The organism is Pseudovibrio sp. Ad46 (assembly GCF_001623065.1).
GTDB lineage: Bacteria > Pseudomonadota > Alphaproteobacteria > Rhizobiales > Stappiaceae > Pseudovibrio.
In genome coordinates this window covers 203,125-223,550 of sequence record NZ_LMCG01000050.1, presented here as the reverse complement: position 1 = coordinate 223,550, position 20,426 = coordinate 203,125, and the positions used below count along the sequence as shown (strand labels likewise).

The window sequence follows — 20,426 nt, the reverse complement described above, 5'->3', positions numbered from 1 at the left end:
TGTCATTTGATTGAATTCAACCAAATGGAACGCGCTCTATGCACCCATCAGAGCTTCGACTTCAACCAGTGTTGGCGCGGATGTGGCTGCACCATGTTTGGTGGTGGAGAGTGCACCGCACGCTGCTGCGAAACGGACTGCTTCAGCCAGAGATTTGCCGCTGTCCAGCGCATACGCCAGACCGCCGTTGAAGCAATCTCCTGCTGCCACAGTGTCGATCGCGTTCACCTTGAACGGCTCCACGAATCCTTCACTTGTCTCATCCTTGAAGTAAACGCCGCGTGCGCCCAGTTTCACAACGGCAGCTGCAACGCCCTGTTCACGCAGCAGGTTTGCAGCATGGGCTGCTTCTTCTGCATTGGATGGGCGGAAACCAGTGAGGATTTCGGTTTCTGTCTCGTTGGGCGTTACAACATCTACGTTTTGCAGGAAACCTTCGGGCAAACCATCCACGGGTGCAGGCGCTGGATCGAAGATCACTTTACCGCCTGAGGCGCGGACTTTTCTAGCGGCGCTCAGGCACGTTGCGACCGGAATTTCCAGCTGCATCAGCATGATTTTAGCGTTCTTCAGCACATCTGACGTGCGTTCCAGATCGCTTTCGTCAATAGCAAGATTTGCGCCACCAATCACGGTGATGCTGTTTTCGGAATTTGCATCCACACCGATCACCGCGATGCCGGTGCCGTGGTTTTCATCCAGATGCACATGTTCGGTTGAGACGCCCATGTCTTTCAGGTGCTGGGCTGCGATGTCGCCAAACCCGTCTTTACCGATGCGGCCTACCAGTTGCGCATCACCACCCAGCTTTGATGCTGCAACGGCCTGATTGCAGCCTTTGCCGCCCAGGTTGATAGCGTAGCTGTGTCCATGCAGCGTCTCGCCCGGCTGTGGCAGCCGGTCAGAACGGGTTGTGATATCAACATTGATGGAACCGACAATGACGATGGACATGAATACTTCCTAGTTAACAACAGAGCTGCGGACGATCAGTTCAGGCACCAATTGGATGACTGGTGGCATTTCTGTCTTTTCTTCCAGATGATTGATCAGCGCTTCTGCAGCGCTCAACCCAAGCTCGAAGCTGGGCTGTTTGATGGTTGTGAGCGCTGGCGCCATGTAGGAGGCGTACTCGACATCATCATAGCCGATGACGGAGATATCCTCTGGAATGCGCAGGCCACGTTCGTGAATGGCGCGGTACGCCCCCATTGCCATCAAATCGTTAAAGGCAAAGATGGCTTCGGGCTGGCTATCGGCGTCCAATATCTGCTTCATGCCCTTATACCCGCTGGATGCGGTGAGAAGGCCTGCGGCTTGCCACTTGCTTTCTACCGGCAACCCGGCAGCGTACATGGCATTTTCAAAACCTTTGTAGCGTTCAATAGAACGGGGATGATCTTCCGGCCCCATAAGACAACCGATTTTGGTCAGGCCACGCTTGATCAGGTGTTCTGTAGCCAATCTGCCGCCCAGTACAGAGTCATCCTGCAAAGTGCAGGCGTTTGGGTGCGGGGCGGAATCCAGAATGGCTTTGGGCAGTTTGCCGAGCTTGCTGATTTGCTGGTACAGCGCCGGGTCTGTCTTGGTGGTCATCACCATGAGGGCATCAATGCGGCGCTGAAGCAAGGTGTTGAGGTTTGCCAGCTGCCTGTCGGACTGATGACCTGAATTGCACAGGATGAGACTGAAATTGTGTTGGTAGCACCCCTCTTCCACACCGCGCACAACGTCAGCAAAGAAAGGGTTGGAGCTGCTTGAAACCAGCATACCGATGATGTTGGTGCGCTTTACCTTGAGCGCGCGCGCCATCATGCTTGGCTGGAAGCCGAGAGCCTGAATAACTTCCTCGACTTTTTGTTTGGTCAGGGGTGCAACGTAGCGCGTCTCGTTGATCACGTGAGACACTGTAGATGCGGATACCCCCGCAGCTTGTGCAACATCCTTGATACTGACCATTTCCGCTCCGGTTTTAAGGGTCGGGTCTGGCGCTTACGCCAAACCCGATCTTATTCAGATTACTTGCACTTACTTGGTAACAAGCTTCAGCGCAACTGGGGTATACGCATCAACTTTTTCACCTTTGAGGACTTTGTCCGCAGTGTCGACGCCGATGGAACCAATCATGCCAGCTTGCTGTGCAACAGTTGCCAGCATTGTACCTTCTTCAACAGCTTTTACGCCGTCATCAGTACCATCAAAGCCAACAACGAGGATGTCGCGGTTTGCCGCTTCAATTGCCTTGATTGCGCCCAGAGCCATTTCATCGTTGTGTGCGAAAACAGCGTTGATTTCTGGCTGTGCCTGCAGGATGTTTTCCATCACGTTCAGGCCTTTGGTGCGGTCGAAATCTGCTGGCTGAACTGCAACCAGTTCAATACCAGAGGCGCCGTGCATTGCTTTTTTGAAGCCTGTGCCGCGATCACGCGCAGCAGATGTTCCTGGAACACCTTCCAGCTCAACAATCTTACCGCTGCCGCGCAGAGTTTCAACAATCAGCTCACCAGCCATTTCGCCGCCGAGGATGTTGTCGGATGCCACGTGGGATTCCACTTTGCCGCGTGCTGCACCACGGTCCAGAGTGACCACTGGTACGTTTTTGCGGTTTGCAGCGCGGATGGAGCTGGAAACAGCGTCAGAGTCTGTTGGGTTGATGAGCAGGATCGAAACGTTCTTGCTCAGCACATCTTCCACGTTTGCCAGTTCTTTTGCTGGATCGTTCTGGCTGTCGAGAACAACAATTTTGTAGCCGAGCTCATTTGCGCGTGCTTCAGCACCTTCTTTCAAGGTCACAAAGAACGGGTTGTTCAGGGTGGACACGACCAGAGCCAGTGTGTCCTGTGCCATTGATACTGCTGTAGAGCCGAGAAGAAGAGCAGCACCTGCTGCCAAACTTACTAGTTTTTTCATAGAAACCTCCCGAGGTTCAGTTTGATTGCTCACGCGTTTGATTTGCCACGGCTGTCGACGACAACCGCCAGAAGGATAACCGCACCTTTCGCGATCATCTGGTAGTAGGATGAAACATCCATAATATTCAGTGCGTTATTCAATACACCGATAATGAGGGCACCGATGATGGTGCCAAAGATCCGCCCCTTACCGCCAGCAAGGCTTGTGCCGCCGAGAACCACGGCTGCGATCGCATCGAGCTCGTATCCCAGACCAGCTGTTGGCTGGGCAGATTCAAGGCGTGCTGTCAGGATGATGCCTGCCAGTGCGGCGAGCGCTCCGCTGAGGGCGTAGACAAGAATTTTGACTTTTTTGACATTGATACCGGACAGACGAGCCACGTTTTCATTGCCGCCAATGGCGTAAACGTAACGACCGAAACGGGTCTGGCTGAGAACGAACCAGCAGAGCGCGAAGATGACCACCATCAGGATCACCGGGTTCGGAATGCCGAGAATGTAGCCGCCGCCGAACTGGTAGAAGCTTTCGGCCACATCAAAGTAACCCGTAGAGATTGGGCGGCCTTGCGTATAAACCAGTGTCGCGCCGCGGATCATGGTCATGCCAACCAGTGTTGCGATGAACGGCTGAACGTTGAAGTAGCTGATAATTACGCCACTTGTTGCACCAAGGCCCGCACCAACCATAATGGTGGCGATCAGTGCGATGATGAGCGGCGTATCCATGCCAATGAGACTTGCGCAGATGGCACCAGCGAAGGCCAGAATGGAACCAACCGCCAGATCGATGCCCGCCGTCAGGATCACAAAGGTCATGCCCATAGCGATGACTGCATTGATCGAGGTCTGACGCAGGATGTTGAGCATGTTATCGATGCCAAGGAAGTTGGCATTGGCGAAGGACACTGCGGCCATCAGGATGATCAGGCCAATCAGAGACTTATTTTCACTGATAAAGTCGTTGAGCTTCATCTGTTTTACCCGTTCGTTTGGCCAGCAACGGCGCAGCGCATAATGTTTTCTTGAGTGGCTTCGGCTCGTGAGAACGATCCGGTCAACTTGCCGCTGGACAAGACGTGGATGCGATCAGAGATACCCAGAAGCTCTGGCATGTCGGAGGAGATCAGCAGGATGCAAAGACCCTCTGCTTTCAGCTTGTTGATGAGTGTGTAGATTTCGCGTTTTGCGCCTACATCCACGCCGCGCGTGGGCTCATCAAGAATGAGGACCTTTGGTTCCGGCACCAATGACTTGGCGATGGAGACCTTTTGCTGGTTGCCGCCGGACAGATTGGAGATGATGGTGTTTGCATCTCTGGTCTTGATGGCAAACGCTTCGATGTACTCGCTGATGGTGACTGCTTCAGAGGCTTTGTTGACGAACCCGAGCACGTTGCAGAACCGGTCCAGCCCTGTGAGGGACATGTTGGTGCTCAACTCCTGTGACTGGACGAGACCTTCCTGCTTGCGGTCTTCAGTGACGTAGCCAATCTGCGCTTTGACACCATCCTGTGGTGATTTAAGGCGGATCTCTTTGCCGTCGATCTTAACTGTGCCGCTGTCGATTGGGTTTGCGCCAAAGATTGCCTTGGCAAGTTCTGTTCGCCCTGCTCCAACAAGGCCTGCGAACCCGACAACTTCGCCAGCATTGGCTGTGAAGGAGACCTCTTTTGCGCCGTGCGCAGTCAGTTTCTCAACCTCGATACGCACATCACCCGGAGCGGCTGGAACGAAAGGATACTGATCGGAAAGTTCACGGCCCACCATATGGCGGATCAGGTCGTCCTCGGTGATTTCAGAGACCGGCCCCTGATGGACCATCTCACCATCGCGCAGAATGGCGATGTCATCACACATCTGGAAAATTTCACCCAAACGGTGCGAGATGAACACGAGACCTTTGCCTTGCGCCCGCAGCTCGTCCACGACTTCAAACAGGATTGCTGTCTCAATATCGGTGAGCGCGTCGGTTGGCTCATCCATGATGATCACTTCAGCGTTCAGCGAGAGCGCTTTGGCGATCTCTACCATTTGCTGCTGCGCGATGGAGAGCTTGCCCAGTGGCATTTTAGGATCGATATCCTGTTTCAGCTGAGCGAGGTACTTTTTGCTTTCCCGCTCGATCACATCCCACTGGATTTTGCCCAGGTTGGTGGGTTCCCGGCCCAGATAGATGTTCTCAGCAACGGACAGTTCAGGCAGCAGATTAAGCTCTTGGTGGATAATGCCAATTCCGGCATCCATGGACTGACGTGCTGTGGTGAATTTGACCTCATTGCCCTTATAGATCACCGTGCCTGCATCGCGCTGATAGATGCCCGATATAATTTTCATCAGGGTTGATTTACCGGCTCCGTTTTCACCGGCCAGCGCCACAACGCGCCCAGCCCGGATCGTCAGATCAACGGATTTGAGCACGTTGATCCCGGAGAAGGATTTTTCAATTCCCTGAAGTTCAAGAAGGGTTGTCACTGGGTGTCCTCTCCCAAAGCCCGAATTATCTCAGATTTCCCTCAGAACGTTACGCCTGAATAAAAAATCACATTGGCGTAGGGCGTGCATTCTCCCGTGCGCACCACCGCCCGGCATTTACCAGTTAATGCCTTGAATTCCTCATGAGAGACAGTTGTGGTCTCTACGCTGTTGCCCTGACACTTTGCGATTTCGGCAATGAGTGAACGCAGACGCAAGTGATAAGCTGGCTGGTGTTCAATCAGCTCTTCAGCAATGACAACCCGCTCTACCTGCATCTCAGCTGTGATCGCGCTTGCCGTTTCCAGCATGCCTGGCAAACCCTTTGTAATGGCAAGGTCGATGCGCTCGACATCCTTGGAAATTGGGAGCCCGGCGTCTCCAACACACAGACCATCCCCATGGCCCATATGAGAGATAATGCTAGAGACCGGAGCGTTTAAAAGTACGCCCTTCTTCATTGCAGCAGTTCCTCCGCGTTGTCTCGATTGAAGAGACGTTAGCATGCGCGTATGGGTTACGCAACCGTTTGCGCAAACGTTTGCGCGAGTCAATTTCTAGAATTCTTCCAGTTTAATTCAGGCATACTGAAAGAGCGCCTGACCTGAACAATGAGAGGTAAGTGCAAAAATATCAGAGGTTATATGGCTTTATTGCGGATGCACTCTGGCCACCCGAAGCACGCTAAAGGCAAGAGCCTGCCCGACAACTGAGACAATTTGCGCCTATTTTTCCATACTTAGATCTTGGGGATATTGAGCCAAGCATCCTTCAGGCAAGCAAAAAGCCCCGCTCCTTTTCAGAGCGGGGCTTGTGGCATTTCAAAGATTAGATGTTGTTTACTTCAGATCAGGAACTGCGATGTGGTCCATGTCGGTGAACTCCTGGTTTTCACCGATCATACCCCAGATGAAGGTGTAGGACTGGGTGCCGACACCGCTATGGATGGACCAGCTTGGGGAGATCACTGCCTGCTCGTTGTGAACGAACAAGTGGCGGGTTTCCTGCGGTTCGCCCATCATATGCACCACTGCGGCATCCTCCTTCATATTGAAGTAGAAATATACTTCCATACGACGATCATGGGTATGCGCTGGCATGGTGTTCCAGATGGAGCCCTGATGCAGTTTGGTCATGCCCATGAGCAGCTGACAGGTTGGGAGTACATCCGGCACGAAGTACTTATTGATCGTGCGCTCATTGCAGTTTTCAGCATCGCCCAGAGTGACCGGAGAGGCTTCTGCCAGAGTTACCTTCTTGTTTGGATAGGTTTTATGAGCAGGGGCGCAGTTGTAATAGAGCTTGGCCGGGTTCTGCTTATCGATGCTTTTGAAAGACACATCTTTTGCACCCATCCCAATGTAAAGCGCTTCTTCCTGTGCGATTTCGTAGGTTTCACCATCTACTGTGATGACAGCCGGGCCACTCACGTTGATGAAACCGATTTCGCGGCGTTCCAAAAAGTAGGAAACGCCCAGCTTCTTGCCGTAGTCTGCCGCCAAGACGACTTCTGTGTTCACCGGCATCACACCACCTACTATGATGCGGTCTACGTGGCTGTAGGTCATGGTGATTTCATCGGCAGCAAATATGCTTTCGATGAGGAACTCACGGCGCAAGCCTTCTGTATCCAATGTTTTAGCGTGGTCGCTGTGAATTGCTTGTCTTACTTCCATGGTGATCTCCTAAAATTCGGCAATTGAGCACACTTTTCCAGTCGCTCAACTTTTCAACTGCGCGTTGTTTGCTTTTGGTTTTGTGTTTCAGTTAGCGGGCGAGCCAGCCGCCATCGACAGCAATGGTGAAGCCGTTGACATATGAGGCTGCCTCAGACGCGAGGAAGACACATGGTCCTGCGACATCCGTCGGTTCGCCCCAGCGCTCCGCCGGAATGCGGTCCAGAATGGCCTGATTACGATCAGCATCCGCCCGGAGCGCTGCGGTGTTGTTGGTTGCCATGTAACCGGGTGCGATCGCGTTGACGTTGATGCCGTGCTTTGCCCACTCATTTGCTAATGCACGGGTCAGGCCCAGAACTGCGCTTTTGGAGGCGGTGTAGGATGGCACGCGAATGCCGCCCTGATAGGAAAGCATGGAGGCAACATTGATGATTTTGCCGCCGGTGCCCTGCTTCACGAACTGCTTTGCAACCAGCTGAGAGAGGAAGAAGAGCGAGCGGATGTTGAGGTTCATCACCGCATCCCAGTCGTCTTCTGAGAAGTCCAGCGCCTCTTCGCGGCGGATGATGCCTGCGTTGTTGACGAGAATATCAACCTGTCCAGTGGCCGCGACAGCATCAGCAACGATGCCCGGTAGAGCTTCCTTGTTGCTCAGGTCGGCACGCAGATCGAAGAACTTGCGGCCAGTATCCGCCATCAAGTCCACTGTCTCTTTTGGCTCGACCACGTTGACGCCGACCACATCACAGCCCGCCTTTGCCAAGCCAACGGCCATGGCCTGACCGAGACCTGTATCGCAGCCGGTTACAATTGCGGTTTTTCCATTTAAATCAAACTGTTTCAGCATATGTCCTATTCCTAAACAACACTGTGAGAACTTGCAGGTTTGCTGAAGCAAACGTTGGAGACGTGGCCGAGTTCCGCCTCTTCCGTCGACCAGCCTTTCGGCAGCGGTGCGGGTCTGTGGATCACAACATCGTTGCAACGGACGTTGTTGGCATGATCCAGCCAGAGACCCGGCAATCCGTTCGGATAGGGCTCAAGGCCAAGGACTTGCCCTGCCTCGTTTTTGACCCATGCGTTGCGGCGGCCTTGCTCGGGATTATCGAGTAGGTTTACATCGTGCGGGCTTGGGCGCAGGTCGAGATAGTAGGAATCCGAGAACTTGCCGGTTTCCAGTGTGAGCTGGATGTTGCTGAGCGAAACACTCTCGATCTTCTGGGCTTCGTGACCGACAATGTTGATGGCCCCTTGTGCCCGGCCCGTGATGCCATCAGCAGATACATCACGCACGTAACCCGGCACGTCGCCAGCGACACGCGGCAGGGCATTGATGGTGATCGCCTCGCCGCTGCCCCAGAACCCGTCTGGTGTCTGCTCGCATTGAACGGTGCAGTTGGAGAAGCGAATGCGCTCGATATCTCCGCCATCGCGGGAGAAGATGCCGAAGGCGCGGTTGGACTCGGTGATTGTGCAGGTGGTGAACAGCACATCCCGCACATCCTGATAGGTTTCCGTGCCGATCTTCAAAGCACAGGACTTTGAGGAGAGGATGGAGTTACTGACGATGATCCGCTCTGCCGGCCCATTGAGGCTTTCATCTTCTTTGCGGCAGGTTTTTACGCAAACCGCATCATCGGCTGCGCGGATCACGCAGTTGAAGATAGAGGCATCGGTGCAGCTGTCGAAGTTGATGCCATCGGTGTTTGGCATACGCATATCATTGAGAATGCGCAGACCTTCTGCCTTCACCTGATGACAGGCGATCAGGTGGATGGTCCACATAGGCGCTTCAACAATAGAAATGCCTGTGAGGCTGACGTCTTTGCAGTTTTCGAAGACGACGATACGCGGGCGTAGCATCTTGGGCCAGAACGTCCCTTCAAAGAGACCTTCACGACCACACCATTTTGCACTGTGGCCATGAATGGTACCGCTGCCGGAAATGGAGATGCCTTGCTGATCGCGCGCTGTGATGAAAGCACGGTCAGAATCTTCCGCAATGACGGAGACCTTGCCGGCTTCATAGTCTGCATAGTCGGTGGAGCAGGAAAGCTCACAACCGTTTGGCAGGTGCAGGTCTACAAAAGACTTTAGTTTCAGCGCCTTTGAGACCCACTTCCCTCTTGGCAGCACGACCTGACCACCGCCAGCTGCGTGAACTGCGTCAATTGCTTGCTGGACGGCCTGCGTTATGTCTTTTTCGCCGTCTGTGACAGTGACATGGTGTGTATTAAGCGACATCTTGCAATAATTCCTCAGCGGCAAGAAGTTCAATCAAAAGAAGGCTTGCCAGTGCCTGCCCGTATGGTGTGGGAGTGTTCGGAATGTTCCGATAGAACTCAAAATCATGCCCCATGGCCGTGCCATCGGAGACTTCCTGCACGATCCCAGCTGCATCTATCCGCTGCAGAACCGCAGCCGCAGCCTTGAGTGTGGGTTGCAAGTAGCTTTCCGGCAGGATGCCTGTTCTCACGCCCCGCAGCAGACCGTAGGCAAAGCCTGCGGTGGCGGAGGTTTCTGGTGGGGAATCCGGCTGATCCAACAGAGTTGGCCACATGCCGTCTTCCAACTGGAGAGGCAGCAAGGCTTCCACCTGACGGCAGTAGAGCGCCTTGATCTGGCGCGCTGCCGGACCATAACGTTCACCAACCAGCTCAAACAGTTCCGGCACGGCTATCGTGATCCACGCATTGCCGCGGGCCCAGAAGGCCTCGGCGTAGTTGTGGTTCCCCAGGAAGGTCCAGCCATGATACCAGAGGCCGCTCACCGGATCTGACAGGTACCGGCCATGGACAAGGAACTGGTAGTAGGCTTCTTCCACCCAATCAGGGCGGTTCAGCCAATCGCCAGCCACCCCCATGAACAGACCTGCCATGAACAGCGTATCATCCCAGAGCTGACCGTCGTTCTCGCGCTCCTTGACCAGATGCTGGAAGCCATCATCAACGGTTTTGGGCATATCGTTGATCAACCACTCAGCCCAATCGGTCACGATCTGCTTCCACCGCTGGTTGTTGGTTTCACGAGCCAACAAAGCAAGGCAGAGCATGGGGGCTGTGGAGTTGATCTGGCGCGATGGCAGGCCACGGGCAATCTGCATGTCATACCAGTTGGCGAGGTTGCGCTTCATGCGCTCATCGCCGGTCTTGCAAGCCTGCTTGTAAAAGCCGTAGAGACCTACACCGACTTCCCAGTCCCATTCATCAAAGTGAATGGAGCCGTCATTGTCGAGTTCTGACGGGGTATCGTTGATGCCCTTCAGACTGCGGAAGCCATCTGCAGTCAGAGCCAGAGCGTCTTCAAGCCTGGATGTCTCAAACATGAGCTGCCTCCTGAGTTAAGCTGGACTGATCAAGCCGTTTCAGACCGATGCGTGGAACCGGGCTGAGGTTTTCGAAGACACTTTGCTTGCCGTTGACGAGCAACTCGCCTTCCCAGTTGAGCGAGAGGTTGCCCTGCCCGTTGATCTCAACGCTTAAGGACAATGTTTCTGCATTCCAGCTGATGTTGCTGGCGAGCAGACGTGCCTTGAACTCTGCGAAGGTTTCGGTTTGAGCTGAGCCTGTTACAGTCACCCACGCATTGCGGCGCCCTGAACTGCGGAACTCAACACCGGCAAAGCAGCCGGTTTGCAGTGGCTCCATGCCATTTGCGGTGTAGAAGGCGGTGAAACCGTCTTTGACGCGAGCAAAGAGCCAGTTGCCAGTGAGCTCATGCTCATCGCAGATGTGCAAAGGCGCATAGAGGTGGGTGAAGTCAACCTCGTTTTCGGCGGCATTGAAAATCATCAGACCCGCCGGGCCCGTTTGATCCGCACGCGGAAGCGTTCCGTTGCCGGACCAGTAAGAAGGTCGCCCGCTGCCCCAGACCTGAGTTTCACCTGGATGGTTGATCCAGAACCGTGCGTATGGATTGCCTGCGAGCATGACATCCTGCACATGCTGCTGGTGGCCGTGTTGCCCGGTTTTGTGGTCTACGACGGTGGAAAGCTGTGCGTCCGCAGTTTTATAAAGCTTAAGCTTACCTGCGTGTTCATGACCCTGCGTGTAGTTGGTTTCCAGAGCACGTCCTTCAGGTACCGACGCATATGTGCTGGTTTCTTCCGGCGGTACGTAGTCGCTCAGCGCAATCAGCGTTGAGGCGAAGTTGCCGGAGGACACGAAGCCGTTACCCCATGCAAAATGGCAGAGTGTTGCCAGTTCGCTTGCCGGGCCTGCGAAGATATCCTTGTCGTAACACCGCCCCATGGAGCCAGCAGGCAGGCCGGACTGGGTGTGCAGGGCCATCATTTGGAATATAGAGTCCATGAGCGCTTTGGAGCGATCACGGATGTCAGCATCCGGTGCCAGATGATACAGTGCTGTCAGGCCGATAAAGTCGATCGGGTAGTATGGAATAGAATTCCACTCTGCCAGACCGTCCCGTTCCACGGTTTCAAACCACATCAACAGCCGCTCATAGCCAACCTGCTTTTGATGCTGGCCTTGTCTGCCAGAGCAGAGGAAGAGATCTTCCGGGAACATGGTTCCAGCAAGGTACTGGGAGGCATGGAAGCAGAGCGTGTGGTTTTCACTCCAGAACCACATGGCATCGTTGCCCGGTTCATCAAACCAGTAGCGGAAGCCGAGGATTGTAGAGCGGACACGGCGCCAGGTTTGCTCTGTGAACTTTGTCCATGCATGATCTTTCCAGATCCAGAGCAATGGCAGGAACGCAAAGTCGGCGCAATCTTCGCGGCGGGAAATCTTGCTTAGCGCTTCAAGAAGCAGCTTCCTGGCTGTGTCCAGATCAATGCCCGCATGTAGCTTTGCCAAAGCATGGGAGAGATGGCTTTCGCCAGTCTGTGCGCTGGCTGTTAAAAGCTCATTGCGGCGCTCTTCCAGTGTTGAGCCAGTGCCCTTTTCCAGATCCTTCAGGCAGACAACGCCCACTTCCCGTGCAACACCAAGGCCTTGGGTGAACAAGGTGACCCGCACGAGATTGGTGGTCGGAGCCAGATCATCGACACGTGGACCGACCAGACGATTTGCGCCTTTGGGCAAGGTATAGGTGCCCTTGCTGCCCGCCAGAGTTGGTTTAAGCAGTGGCAGAGTTTCAACGTGGACCTGAGCGTCTTCTGGCAAGGAACCTTCAAACTGCAGTTCCACATCTCCTTCAGAGTAATAGAGCTTGTCTGGTTGGATGCTGGAGATAAACGCTTCAGCTACCCTCAAGGCCTTTGCATCGTATGTGGTACTGAGGCCGACTTGCAAATCAGCGTCAGTTTCCTCTGAGCCCTCATAGAGGAGCTCGAGAGAATAAACGGTGTCGCGCTCGGCAATGTCTTCCAGATGCACGATGATTTCATTCGCACCTTTGAACAGAGCAAGCGTTTCGAGGCTTTCCTGCGGTTTATTGCGAACCAGAGGCTCGAATGCAAAACCGGGCTCACCGCTCAACCAGACACGTACACCGCCGGCTGTGCGGACGCGGAACTGATAGTTCCCTGTAGCTGGTGCGTTCACCACACAGCGCAAAACGCGTTGCAGATGGGTTGGACAGAACCAAAAGCCGCTGAAGTCCAACACGGACTGTGACGACTGGATGCGAGTTTCAGCCAGTTGGGAATCATGCGGACACGGAACATCCCTGCCCTTCATGTCATTCCAGAAGGCAATGCGGCATGGGAGGTCGCCGACATCGGTAAAACCGTTGATGTAGGTGTAGTTCACTTTGTCGGGCAAAGTATCTGCCTCGCCAGCAAAGGGTGTCTCCGTCAGCCCAGAGACCTCCCAATAGCTTAAGGGCTCACCCTTTTTGATCTGCCAGGGGAATTGTGTTTTTGGCACAAAACCACTCCTTGTAAATGGGGTATCTTTTATGGGACTTCAGGTAAGCGAAAGCTCGATTTGCTCGATACAGCTGACCAGCTCGTGAAGCGAAGCGATGATCCGAGTAGGCTCTTCACTGGCGTCTTGCGGATCCACATTTCTGCGCTGCGTCCACTTATGGAAGATGCTCTTGTGACCTGCTTCGTTCGCACCTTTGATGTCACGTTCAAGGTTGTTGCCAACCATAACGATACTGCCAGCATCTGTTTCGCTCAGCCCGAGTGAAGACATGGCGCACTCAAACATTCTGTAATCTGGTTTCAGAACACCCACATCACCTGAAATGGTGTGGCTTTCGAAATGATCCCACAGGTCGTGCTGTCCCAGAATATTCTTAAAGGTTGCGCGTGGGCCGTCAGCCACGAGAGCAAGGCGGTAACCGCGGGCAACCAGCGTGTTCAGCGCTTCACGGGCATGTGGCAGGAGCTCAGCACCGTAGGCAACATCACTGCCTTCCTTTTTAATCTCAGTGCCTTCATCGATGAGCGTGTCACCACAATCCAGAAAGATGGCTTTGAGATGCGGAAGGGTTTTGCGCAGGTCGTTGATGAGGTGTTTCACCCGCTCAGGGATCCAGCTCTCCGAACGAGCCCATGGCACCAGATCGTCTTCAGCACAATCCCAGCGCAGAGTTTCGCCGTAGGATGGTTCCATCACCAAACGTTGCATTTGCAGGCGTGCGAGGCGGTGTTCATATGGAGTGACCTCACCAAACTCTTGCGAGAATGGATTCCCCATATGAACACCATGTAACCCCGCCCCCAACGAGCACTCGTAACGGGTGTGAGCTTCGCGTTCCTTCATGGCGTCACAGGATGCAAAGTGGGCGTGTTTGCCAGGTTCCGCCCAAAGCGTGACTCGGCCATTTTCAATTGGCAGTGCGTCACCGTTCTTCATTTCAACGCGCTTGCCGTGCTGAGATGCTTCAACGGCGACAACCTGATCGTCTGCACCCAGATGAATCCAGATGTGTTCCAGGTCGTAAAGATGCTGAATGTCATAGTCCCAGAAGATCGCGTATTCGATGACGCGGTCAGCTTTAGGCGCAATCTCAAACTTGCTACTTGGAGACTTGCCTGCCTCCAAAAAGACCGTGAACCCGATAGCGGTCGGGCGCCATGGTTCTGATCTGTCCAGTCGCAGCACTGGTGCAAATTTACGCGCAAGGTTAAGTTCGTCGGTTTCCTGAAGACCCTGCCTCAAGGCAATGAGGCTTCCGTTTTTATTGGTCATAGTTGGCCCCTTGTAGCTTCAGGTCAGCAGAGTGATGGCAGCGGACGAACCGACCACCTGCTGTTTCAGTCAATTCCGGATTGGACATGTGGCAATGCTCAGATGCATGCGGACACCGGCTGGCAAACGCACAGCCCACTGGCAAGTTCGCCGGATCAGCTACCTCCCCTTTCACGAGGCCACGTTTCTTGGCACGGGCACGCTTTGGGTCAGGGATTGGGATAGCGGCCAGTAGAGCTTCCGAATACGGATGCAGCGGCTGTTCAAAGAAGCTGGCTGTGTCTGCTACCTCCACCAAGCGCCCAGCATACATCACGCCAATGCGATCACTGATGTGTTCCACCATGCTCAGATCATGGGTGATGAAGAGATAGGTCAGCCCCATCTGCTCTTGCAGGTCCTGAAGCAGGTTGATGGTCTGCGCGGCGATGGACACATCCAGAGCTGATACGGATTCATCAGCTGCGATGAATGTCGGGTTCAGTGCCAAGGCGCGGGCAATGCCGATGCGCTGGCGCTGACCACCACTGAATGCGTGAGGATAGCGGCTCATGTTCTCAGGGCGCAGGCCCACTTTGCTTAACAGATCCGCAACACGGTCTTCCAGTTCGCTCTTGTTGGTCAAGCCGATGTTGACGAGCGGTTCGCTGACCAATTGCAGCAGTGTCATACGTGGGTTGAGCGATGCATAAGGATCCTGAAAGATCATTTGCATGTGCTGGCGTAACTTGCGCATTTCAGCTTCGGACTTGTGCGTCAGGTCATGCCAGACACCATCCGGATCTTTGAAGCGTATTTTCCCGCCGGTCGGTTCATAAGCTCGCAGCAAAGCACGTGCGGTGGTGGATTTTCCGGAGCCACTTTCACCCACAATACCCAGAGTTTCGCCTTTTCTGATGTAAAAAGACACGTCATCTACGGCTTTGACTGCGCCCTGCTCTCTGCCCAGGAATCCCTTTTTAATCGGGAAGTGCATCTGCAGTTTTTCAACACTGATCAGCGCATCATCAGGTACATGAATATTTGTCATGAGAGTTCGCCCTTATGCCTGATGGAGATGGCAGCGCGCCATCTGATCGTTTTCAAAATACGTCAGCTCAGGGATCTGGCTGGTGCATTTGCCTGCCACCTTTTCAGCGCAGCGCGTGTGGAACACGCAGCCTGTTGGCAGGTTGAACGGATCAGGCACCATGCCTTCGATTGTTTGCAGACGGCGACGCTTTTGCCCATCCAAACGCGGGATGGATTGCAGCAGTGCACGGGTGTACGGGTGCTTTGGATTGTAGAAAATGTCATCTACGGCAGCCGTTTCCACCGCATTGCCCAGATACATAACCGAGACACGATCTGCGATTTCTGCCACCACACCGAAGTTATGGGTGATGAAGATCACCGCCATGTTCAATTCGTCCTGCAAGGACATGATGAGATCGAGGATCTGCGCTTCAGTGGTCACATCCAACGCGGTTGTGGGCTCATCAGCCAGCAACAGGCTTGGGTTACAGGAGAGTGCCATGGCGATCATGGCACGCTGACGCATGCCGCCAGAGAGCTGATGTGGGTACTTTTTCAGCATTTCCATAGGCTTTGGCATTTGCACCATAGCCAACAGATCTGCTGCCCGTTCTACCTGCGCCTTTTTGGGAAGGTCCGTATGCAGGCTTAGCGTGGTCATGATCTGTTTGCCGATGGAATGCACCGGGCTGAGAGCTGTCATAGGCTCCTGAAAAATCATACCTACATGACCACCGCGCAGTTCACGCATCTTCCGGCTTTCTCGCTTTTCAGCAAGGATATCGACAACTTCGCCATCGCTCTTGCGGAACTTTACAGAACCATTGGTGACTGTTGCGTTGCGGGGCAGCAGGTTCATGATGGAGCGGGCACTCAGGGACTTTCCGCTGCCGCTTTCGCCTACGATGCCGAGCACTTCACCTGGTTTGACCGAAAAGTTGACGCCATTAACGGCATTGACGGTCCCCTCACGCATTTCAAAGCAAATGTTGAGATCTTTGATTTCGAGAATGGTTTCATCCTGCATGATCCGTTCTCCTTATTTCTGATAGGGATCGGCAGCATCACGCAAGCCATCGCCGAGGAAGTTGAAAGCAAGGATTGTCACTACAATCGCCACGCCAGGAATGAGGAGCCACGGAGCCAGAGCGATTGAGCGCAGGTTCTGAGCATCCTGTAACAGCACGCCCCAACTGATGACCGGAGGACGCAGACCCAGACCAAGGAAGCTGAGTGCTGTCTCACCGAGGATCATTTCCGGGATTGCCAATGAGATTGCTGCGATCACATAGGACGTCATGGATGGCAGCATGTGACGGGTCACGATGCGGGTTTTGGAAGCACCAGACAGACGAGCTGCCAGCACGAAATCCTGATTGCGGATGGTCATGAAGTGGCCACGCACCACACGGGCAAGGTTGGTCCAGCCGATTAATGCCAGAATGACCGTGATGAGCAAGTAAACGAGGATCGGATCCCAATTCACCGGAAGAGCAGCTGCCAAACCAAGCCAGAGCGGGATGGTTGGAATGGAGCGGACGAGTTCGGCCATGCGCTGGATGACGGTATCAATTGTTCCGCCGATGAGACCTGCCAGACTGCCGAGTGTAATACCGATCACGAAGGAGAAGAACACGCCGATCAAACCAACGGAGAGCGTGACACGAGCGCCATAGACCAAACGAGAGAACAGGTCACGACCGAGTTTGTCTGTCCCCAGGATGTAAACCCGGTTGCGACGACCTTCGACGCCGAACAAGCGCAGTTTGGTTGGGACGAGACCCCAGAACTTGTATTTGTCACCTTCGACGAAGAACCGAATGCGATTGATCTTGCTGGTATCTTCCTCAAAAGAAAGACGAGCGGTTTCCGGATCACGTTGGCGCTTCAGGCCATAGACGAACGGGCCCTGGAACGTGCCATCCTCGCTAAACAGGTGGATGGACTGCGGCGGCACGAACGGGTGAAGCCTGTTGTGCTTGAATGGATCATACGGCGCCAGAAAACCAGCGAATGCAGCAACCAGATAAAGCAGGATGATCACGCCCAGAGACCACAGGGCCAGTTTATGTTTTTTGAAACGCCACCACATCAGGGTCAGTGGCTTGGCGGTGTAGGAGGAGTTCTCCTTCACCTCGACTGCAGGTTCAACAACAGTATCACTTAAAGTTTGCTCTGACATAGTGCCCTCACGAATGACGAATGCGTGGATCGGTCAGCACCAGCAGGATGTCTGAAAGCAACGTGCCGATGATGGTGAAGACGCTCAGTATGAGAATGAAGCCACCAGCCAGATACATGTCCTGGTTCTGCAAGGAGCGCAGAAGCAGTGGGCCGGTTGTCGGGAGGTTCAGCACCACTGCTGTGATGACATCGCCAGAAATGAGTGCAGGCAATGCCCAACCTACGGTGGAGATGAACGGGTTGAGAGCAACGCGCACCGGGTAGCGCCAGACGACCTGTCGTTCGCTTAAGCCTTGTGCATAGGCGGTCTCAACATACGGTTTGCCCAGCTCTTCCAGCATATTGGCGCGCATGATGCGCAACAGGCCAGCTGCACCACCGGTAGAGAGTACGAGAACGGGTACCCAAAGGTGGGAGAGAAGGTCGCCGAATTTGGCAAAGGACCACGGTGCATTTTCGTAGGCTGGCGAGAACAATCCGCCAACGTGGAAGTTGAAGTAGAGGAAGCCCATCCACATCAGCACCAAGGCGAGTAGGAAGTCTGGAATACCGCGCCCGAGGAAGCCAAGAACGGTGAACAGATGGTCAAGGAATGAATACTGACGCGTGGCGGAATATACGCCGATTGGAATAGCGATCGTCCATGTCATCAACAATGAGAGCATGGAGATCAGCAGGGTGAGACCGATACGATCCCAGATCAGCTCAGATACCGGAAGTTTCCAGTCGAGAGACAGCCCGAAGTCACCATGAAGCAGGATTCCGCCGATCCATGTGAGGAACTGCTCGTACATTGGACGGTCCAAACCAAACTCATGACGAATGTGAGCAGCTGTTTCCGCATCAATAACTTCACCAGTTTCTACCAGTTCTGCAATGTATGCTGTTACATAATCACCCGGTGGAAGCTGAATGATAACGAATGTGGCAATCGTGATAACGATCAATGTCGGGATCGACCACAGTAGGCGATGCGCAATATAACCTGCCATATCCCTTTTCCGTTTTATTGTACTTGTAAGGACGCATTGAAGTTGTGAACTGGCGGCGGCATCGGGATCGCCACCGCCAGTTCAACCGCAAGGCAGGTTAATCTTGGGAGAAATAGAGCTGCTGCGGATATGCGAGGCCAACGCCGCGTAACGCGTCGTCGTGGACGAACCCCGCAGGGAAGTTTTTCAGGCTGTTTTTGCGCACGTAGATTGCAGGCGTTTCACCAACGAGCCCCACATGCCAACCGTATTGTTTGTGCAAGGTCACCATCTGCTGCGCATAGGTATTAGCTTCTTCAAGGCTATGTGCAGTCTGGGCGCTTTCCCATGCTTTCCAGACTTCTCTGATCGGATGATCTTTCGGCGGCTCTTCACCGGCCTTACCGTTGGTGCTCCACCAGTTGAAGTAGCTCTGTGCAAAGCCATAGCGACCAAGGAACCGAAGCGGGTCAGCTGTAATGACGGAGGAACGATCAAACGTGTCGAGGACCATATCGAAGTCCGCCGTATCAACGTGCTGCTGGTAGAGCGTGCGGTCGATGATACGCACCAGAACTTCAATGCCAACATCCTGCCAGTAGGTACGGACCACTTCGAGCAGTTCGCCCTGGATGTCCCAGCGAGTTTCCAGCACGAGGCTGAGGCGACGGCCATCTGACATCAGACGATAGCCATCCCCATCTTGCTCGGTCAGGCCAATCGCATCCAGAAGCTTTGCGGCTTTGTCCGGGTCATACTCTGTCCAACGCGCTTCAGCTTCTTCATCGTAGAATGGAGAGCCGGAGATCGGCGAAGCCTGACGCGCCTCACCTAAACCGGAGAACGCCAGTTCGTTGATGGTTTCGCGGTCAACTGAGATGTTTAGTGCTTCGCGGAAGCGAATGTCTTCGAACAGAGCCTGCTTGACTTCATCTTTGGAATTGAGGTTCGGAATGATCGACCATGTCAGCGCCTTGGTCCATTTTTCAATGGTGTAGTCGCCCTTGGCTTCGTTCTCTTTCAGGAGCGTGAAGTCGGCCACGTTGATGTGGCGGTTTTGGAGGTCAATCTCGCCCTGAATCGCCATGAAGTTGATGGCTTGTGGATCCTGGAACAGGCGGTGCTCGATCTGGTCGATGTAAGGAAGCTGGTTTCCTTCTGCATCCACGCCGTAGTAATAAGGATTGCGCTCCATGACCACGGTATCAGCAGGCGGCGGTGTTTTCACGCGCCATGCGGTGAGAACCGGCATATTCGGGTTGAACCACCACGCCTGAATTTGGCCTTTGGAATCCCAGAGATCTGTCCATTTCTTGGCGCCATACTTGGCAATGGCTGCCTCCAGCTTGGCAGGATCAGCGTAGGCTGGGTGATAGTCTTTGAGGTAGTGGAAGGGCTCGATGAAGCCAGGACGATCCAGACCCGGACGGCCCGTGCTTTCCTTGGCCAGAACGGTCAGGAACAGCGGGTATGGCTTCTCAAAGGAAACAGTGAAGGTGTAATCATCAGCAAAAGACAGCTTCATTGGCACACCGTTGGAGGTGTACAGCGCTTTGATGGAGGGCATCAGGTCTTCATTGAGGAAGACGTCTTCATACCAGAACCGAACATCGCGGGTGGTGACGGGTGCTCCGTCAGACCAGCGCAGACCTTCGCGGATTGTAAAGGTGAACTCACGAGCGTCCTCACTTGCAGAGTATTCGCCGATCCAGCCTGGAACCAGAGACAGGTTCTTGTCGCCGTCCATGTAGGTTTCAACCACACGCTCTTCCATGAGCTTGGTTGGCCCCCAACGGTCACTCGGGCCTTTGAACGCACGCTTCAGGACACCACCATAGGTGCCGATGCTGTCGTAGACAGGAATAACGCGTGGATTTTTCGGCAGACGCTCTTCAACCGGTGGCAATTGACCAGCTTCAACCAACTGCTTGAGCATGGGCGCCTCGTTATAGGCCCAGCCATTGGCGGCCAGAAACGGCAGCGTCAAAGCAGCAATCGACGTGAGTGTAACGCTCTTCATCAAATTCTCCCCCAACACGTTTTGCCAGATCCTCCCCGCCAAAACGCATTACTTCTATTAATGCAACAA

General features: G+C 54.0%; 17 protein-coding genes. All 17 read right to left on the bottom strand.

The window, feature by feature from the left end; all coding sequences use genetic code 11:
* Positions 1–36: 36 nt before the first annotated feature.
* Positions 37–954, bottom strand: a complete 918-nt coding sequence (gene rbsK / locus PsAD46_RS15580; RefSeq protein ID WP_063307298.1) for a ribokinase — start codon at positions 952–954, stop codon at positions 37–39.
* A 9-nt stretch (positions 955–963) separates the two neighbouring features.
* A complete protein-coding gene (locus tag PsAD46_RS15575) occupies positions 964–1,959 on the bottom strand; it encodes a substrate-binding domain-containing protein (RefSeq protein ID WP_063307297.1) in 996 nt (331 codons plus the stop codon).
* A 69-nt stretch (positions 1,960–2,028) separates the two neighbouring features.
* Complete coding sequence (gene rbsB / locus PsAD46_RS15570) at positions 2,029–2,910, bottom strand: ribose ABC transporter substrate-binding protein RbsB (protein WP_057465238.1); 882 nt, start codon at positions 2,908–2,910, stop codon at positions 2,029–2,031.
* Positions 2,911–2,939: 29 nt separating this feature from the next.
* A complete protein-coding gene (gene rbsC, locus PsAD46_RS15565; RefSeq protein ID WP_057465239.1) occupies positions 2,940–3,884 on the bottom strand; it encodes a ribose ABC transporter permease in 945 nt (314 codons plus the stop codon).
* Between the two features lie 5 nt (positions 3,885–3,889).
* Positions 3,890–5,383: an ATP-binding cassette domain-containing protein gene (locus PsAD46_RS15560; RefSeq protein ID WP_063307296.1), complete on the bottom strand. Its 1,494-nt coding sequence runs from the start codon at positions 5,381–5,383 to the stop codon at positions 3,890–3,892.
* 41 nt (positions 5,384–5,424) lie between these two features.
* Positions 5,425–5,844, bottom strand: coding sequence for a D-ribose pyranase (gene rbsD / locus PsAD46_RS15555; protein ID WP_063288553.1), 420 nt, complete (start codon positions 5,842–5,844; stop codon positions 5,425–5,427).
* Positions 5,845–6,222: 378 nt separating this feature from the next.
* Entirely contained in the window at positions 6,223–7,059 is an 837-nt protein-coding gene (gene kduI, locus PsAD46_RS15550; protein ID WP_063307295.1) for a 5-dehydro-4-deoxy-D-glucuronate isomerase, read from the bottom strand.
* A 91-nt stretch (positions 7,060–7,150) separates the two neighbouring features.
* A complete protein-coding gene (kduD, locus tag PsAD46_RS15545; RefSeq protein WP_063291957.1) occupies positions 7,151–7,909 on the bottom strand; it encodes a 2-dehydro-3-deoxy-D-gluconate 5-dehydrogenase KduD in 759 nt (252 codons plus the stop codon).
* An 11-nt stretch (positions 7,910–7,920) separates the two neighbouring features.
* Positions 7,921–9,306 carry a glycosyl hydrolase family 28 protein gene (locus PsAD46_RS15540; protein ID WP_063307294.1) on the bottom strand — a complete coding sequence of 462 codons (1,386 nt, stop codon included), beginning with the start codon at positions 9,304–9,306 and terminating at the stop codon, positions 7,921–7,923.
* The gene (locus PsAD46_RS15535) at positions 9,296–10,387 is read right to left on the bottom strand and encodes a glycoside hydrolase family 88 protein (RefSeq protein WP_063291955.1); all 1,092 of its coding nucleotides are present in this window, start codon (positions 10,385–10,387) and stop codon (positions 9,296–9,298) included. The genes PsAD46_RS15540 and PsAD46_RS15535 overlap by 11 nt, the downstream gene beginning before the upstream one ends.
* Positions 10,380–12,893, bottom strand: a complete 2,514-nt coding sequence (locus tag PsAD46_RS15530) for a hypothetical protein (protein WP_063291954.1) — start codon at positions 12,891–12,893, stop codon at positions 10,380–10,382. Before PsAD46_RS15530 ends, PsAD46_RS15535 begins: the two co-directional genes overlap by 8 nt.
* A 39-nt stretch (positions 12,894–12,932) precedes the next feature.
* Positions 12,933–14,168, bottom strand: coding sequence for an HAD family hydrolase (locus tag PsAD46_RS15525; protein ID WP_063291953.1), 1,236 nt, complete (start codon positions 14,166–14,168; stop codon positions 12,933–12,935).
* Entirely contained in the window at positions 14,158–15,198 is a 1,041-nt protein-coding gene (locus PsAD46_RS15520; RefSeq protein ID WP_063291952.1) for an oligopeptide/dipeptide ABC transporter ATP-binding protein, read from the bottom strand. The genes PsAD46_RS15525 and PsAD46_RS15520 overlap by 11 nt, the downstream gene beginning before the upstream one ends.
* Before the next feature lie 12 nt (positions 15,199–15,210).
* Positions 15,211–16,209: an ABC transporter ATP-binding protein gene (locus tag PsAD46_RS15515; RefSeq protein WP_063291951.1), complete on the bottom strand. Its 999-nt coding sequence runs from the start codon at positions 16,207–16,209 to the stop codon at positions 15,211–15,213.
* A gap of 12 nt (positions 16,210–16,221) precedes the next feature.
* Positions 16,222–17,364 (bottom strand): ABC transporter permease, encoded by a 1,143-nt coding sequence (locus PsAD46_RS15510; protein WP_063291950.1) that lies wholly within the window; start codon positions 17,362–17,364, stop codon positions 16,222–16,224.
* Positions 17,365–17,371: 7 nt separating this feature from the next.
* The gene (locus tag PsAD46_RS15505) at positions 17,372–18,358 is read right to left on the bottom strand and encodes an ABC transporter permease (RefSeq protein ID WP_063291949.1); all 987 of its coding nucleotides are present in this window, start codon (positions 18,356–18,358) and stop codon (positions 17,372–17,374) included.
* A 97-nt stretch (positions 18,359–18,455) separates the two neighbouring features.
* Positions 18,456–20,357, bottom strand: coding sequence for an ABC transporter substrate-binding protein (locus PsAD46_RS15500; protein WP_063291948.1), 1,902 nt, complete (start codon positions 20,355–20,357; stop codon positions 18,456–18,458).
* Between the last annotated feature and the right edge of the window lie 69 nt (positions 20,358–20,426).

What these genes read in the sequence shown, in the direction of transcription:
- rbsK (WP_063307298.1), bottom strand. Translation starts at nt 954, where the DNA reads ATGTCCATCGTCATTGTCGGTTCCATCAATGTTGATATCACAACCCGT.
- PsAD46_RS15575 (WP_063307297.1), bottom strand. Translation starts at nt 1,959, where the DNA reads ATGGTCAGTATCAAGGATGTTGCACAAGCTGCGGGGGTATCCGCATCT.
- rbsB (WP_057465238.1), bottom strand. Translation starts at nt 2,910, where the DNA reads ATGAAAAAACTAGTAAGTTTGGCAGCAGGTGCTGCTCTTCTTCTCGGC.
- rbsC (WP_057465239.1), bottom strand. Translation starts at nt 3,884, where the DNA reads ATGAAGCTCAACGACTTTATCAGTGAAAATAAGTCTCTGATTGGCCTG.
- rbsD (WP_063288553.1), bottom strand. Translation starts at nt 5,844, where the DNA reads ATGAAGAAGGGCGTACTTTTAAACGCTCCGGTCTCTAGCATTATCTCT.
- kduI (WP_063307295.1), bottom strand. Translation starts at nt 7,059, where the DNA reads ATGGAAGTAAGACAAGCAATTCACAGCGACCACGCTAAAACATTGGAT.
- kduD (WP_063291957.1), bottom strand. Translation starts at nt 7,909, where the DNA reads ATGCTGAAACAGTTTGATTTAAATGGAAAAACCGCAATTGTAACCGGC.
- PsAD46_RS15540 (WP_063307294.1), bottom strand. Translation starts at nt 9,306, where the DNA reads ATGTCGCTTAATACACACCATGTCACTGTCACAGACGGCGAAAAAGAC.
- PsAD46_RS15535 (WP_063291955.1), bottom strand. Translation starts at nt 10,387, where the DNA reads ATGTTTGAGACATCCAGGCTTGAAGACGCTCTGGCTCTGACTGCAGAT.
- PsAD46_RS15525 (WP_063291953.1), bottom strand. Translation starts at nt 14,168, where the DNA reads ATGACCAATAAAAACGGAAGCCTCATTGCCTTGAGGCAGGGTCTTCAG.
- PsAD46_RS15520 (WP_063291952.1), bottom strand. Translation starts at nt 15,198, where the DNA reads ATGACAAATATTCATGTACCTGATGATGCGCTGATCAGTGTTGAAAAA.
- PsAD46_RS15515 (WP_063291951.1), bottom strand. Translation starts at nt 16,209, where the DNA reads ATGCAGGATGAAACCATTCTCGAAATCAAAGATCTCAACATTTGCTTT.
- PsAD46_RS15510 (WP_063291950.1), bottom strand. Translation starts at nt 17,364, where the DNA reads ATGTCAGAGCAAACTTTAAGTGATACTGTTGTTGAACCTGCAGTCGAG.
- PsAD46_RS15505 (WP_063291949.1), bottom strand. Translation starts at nt 18,358, where the DNA reads ATGGCAGGTTATATTGCGCATCGCCTACTGTGGTCGATCCCGACATTG.
- PsAD46_RS15500 (WP_063291948.1), bottom strand. Translation starts at nt 20,357, where the DNA reads ATGAAGAGCGTTACACTCACGTCGATTGCTGCTTTGACGCTGCCGTTT.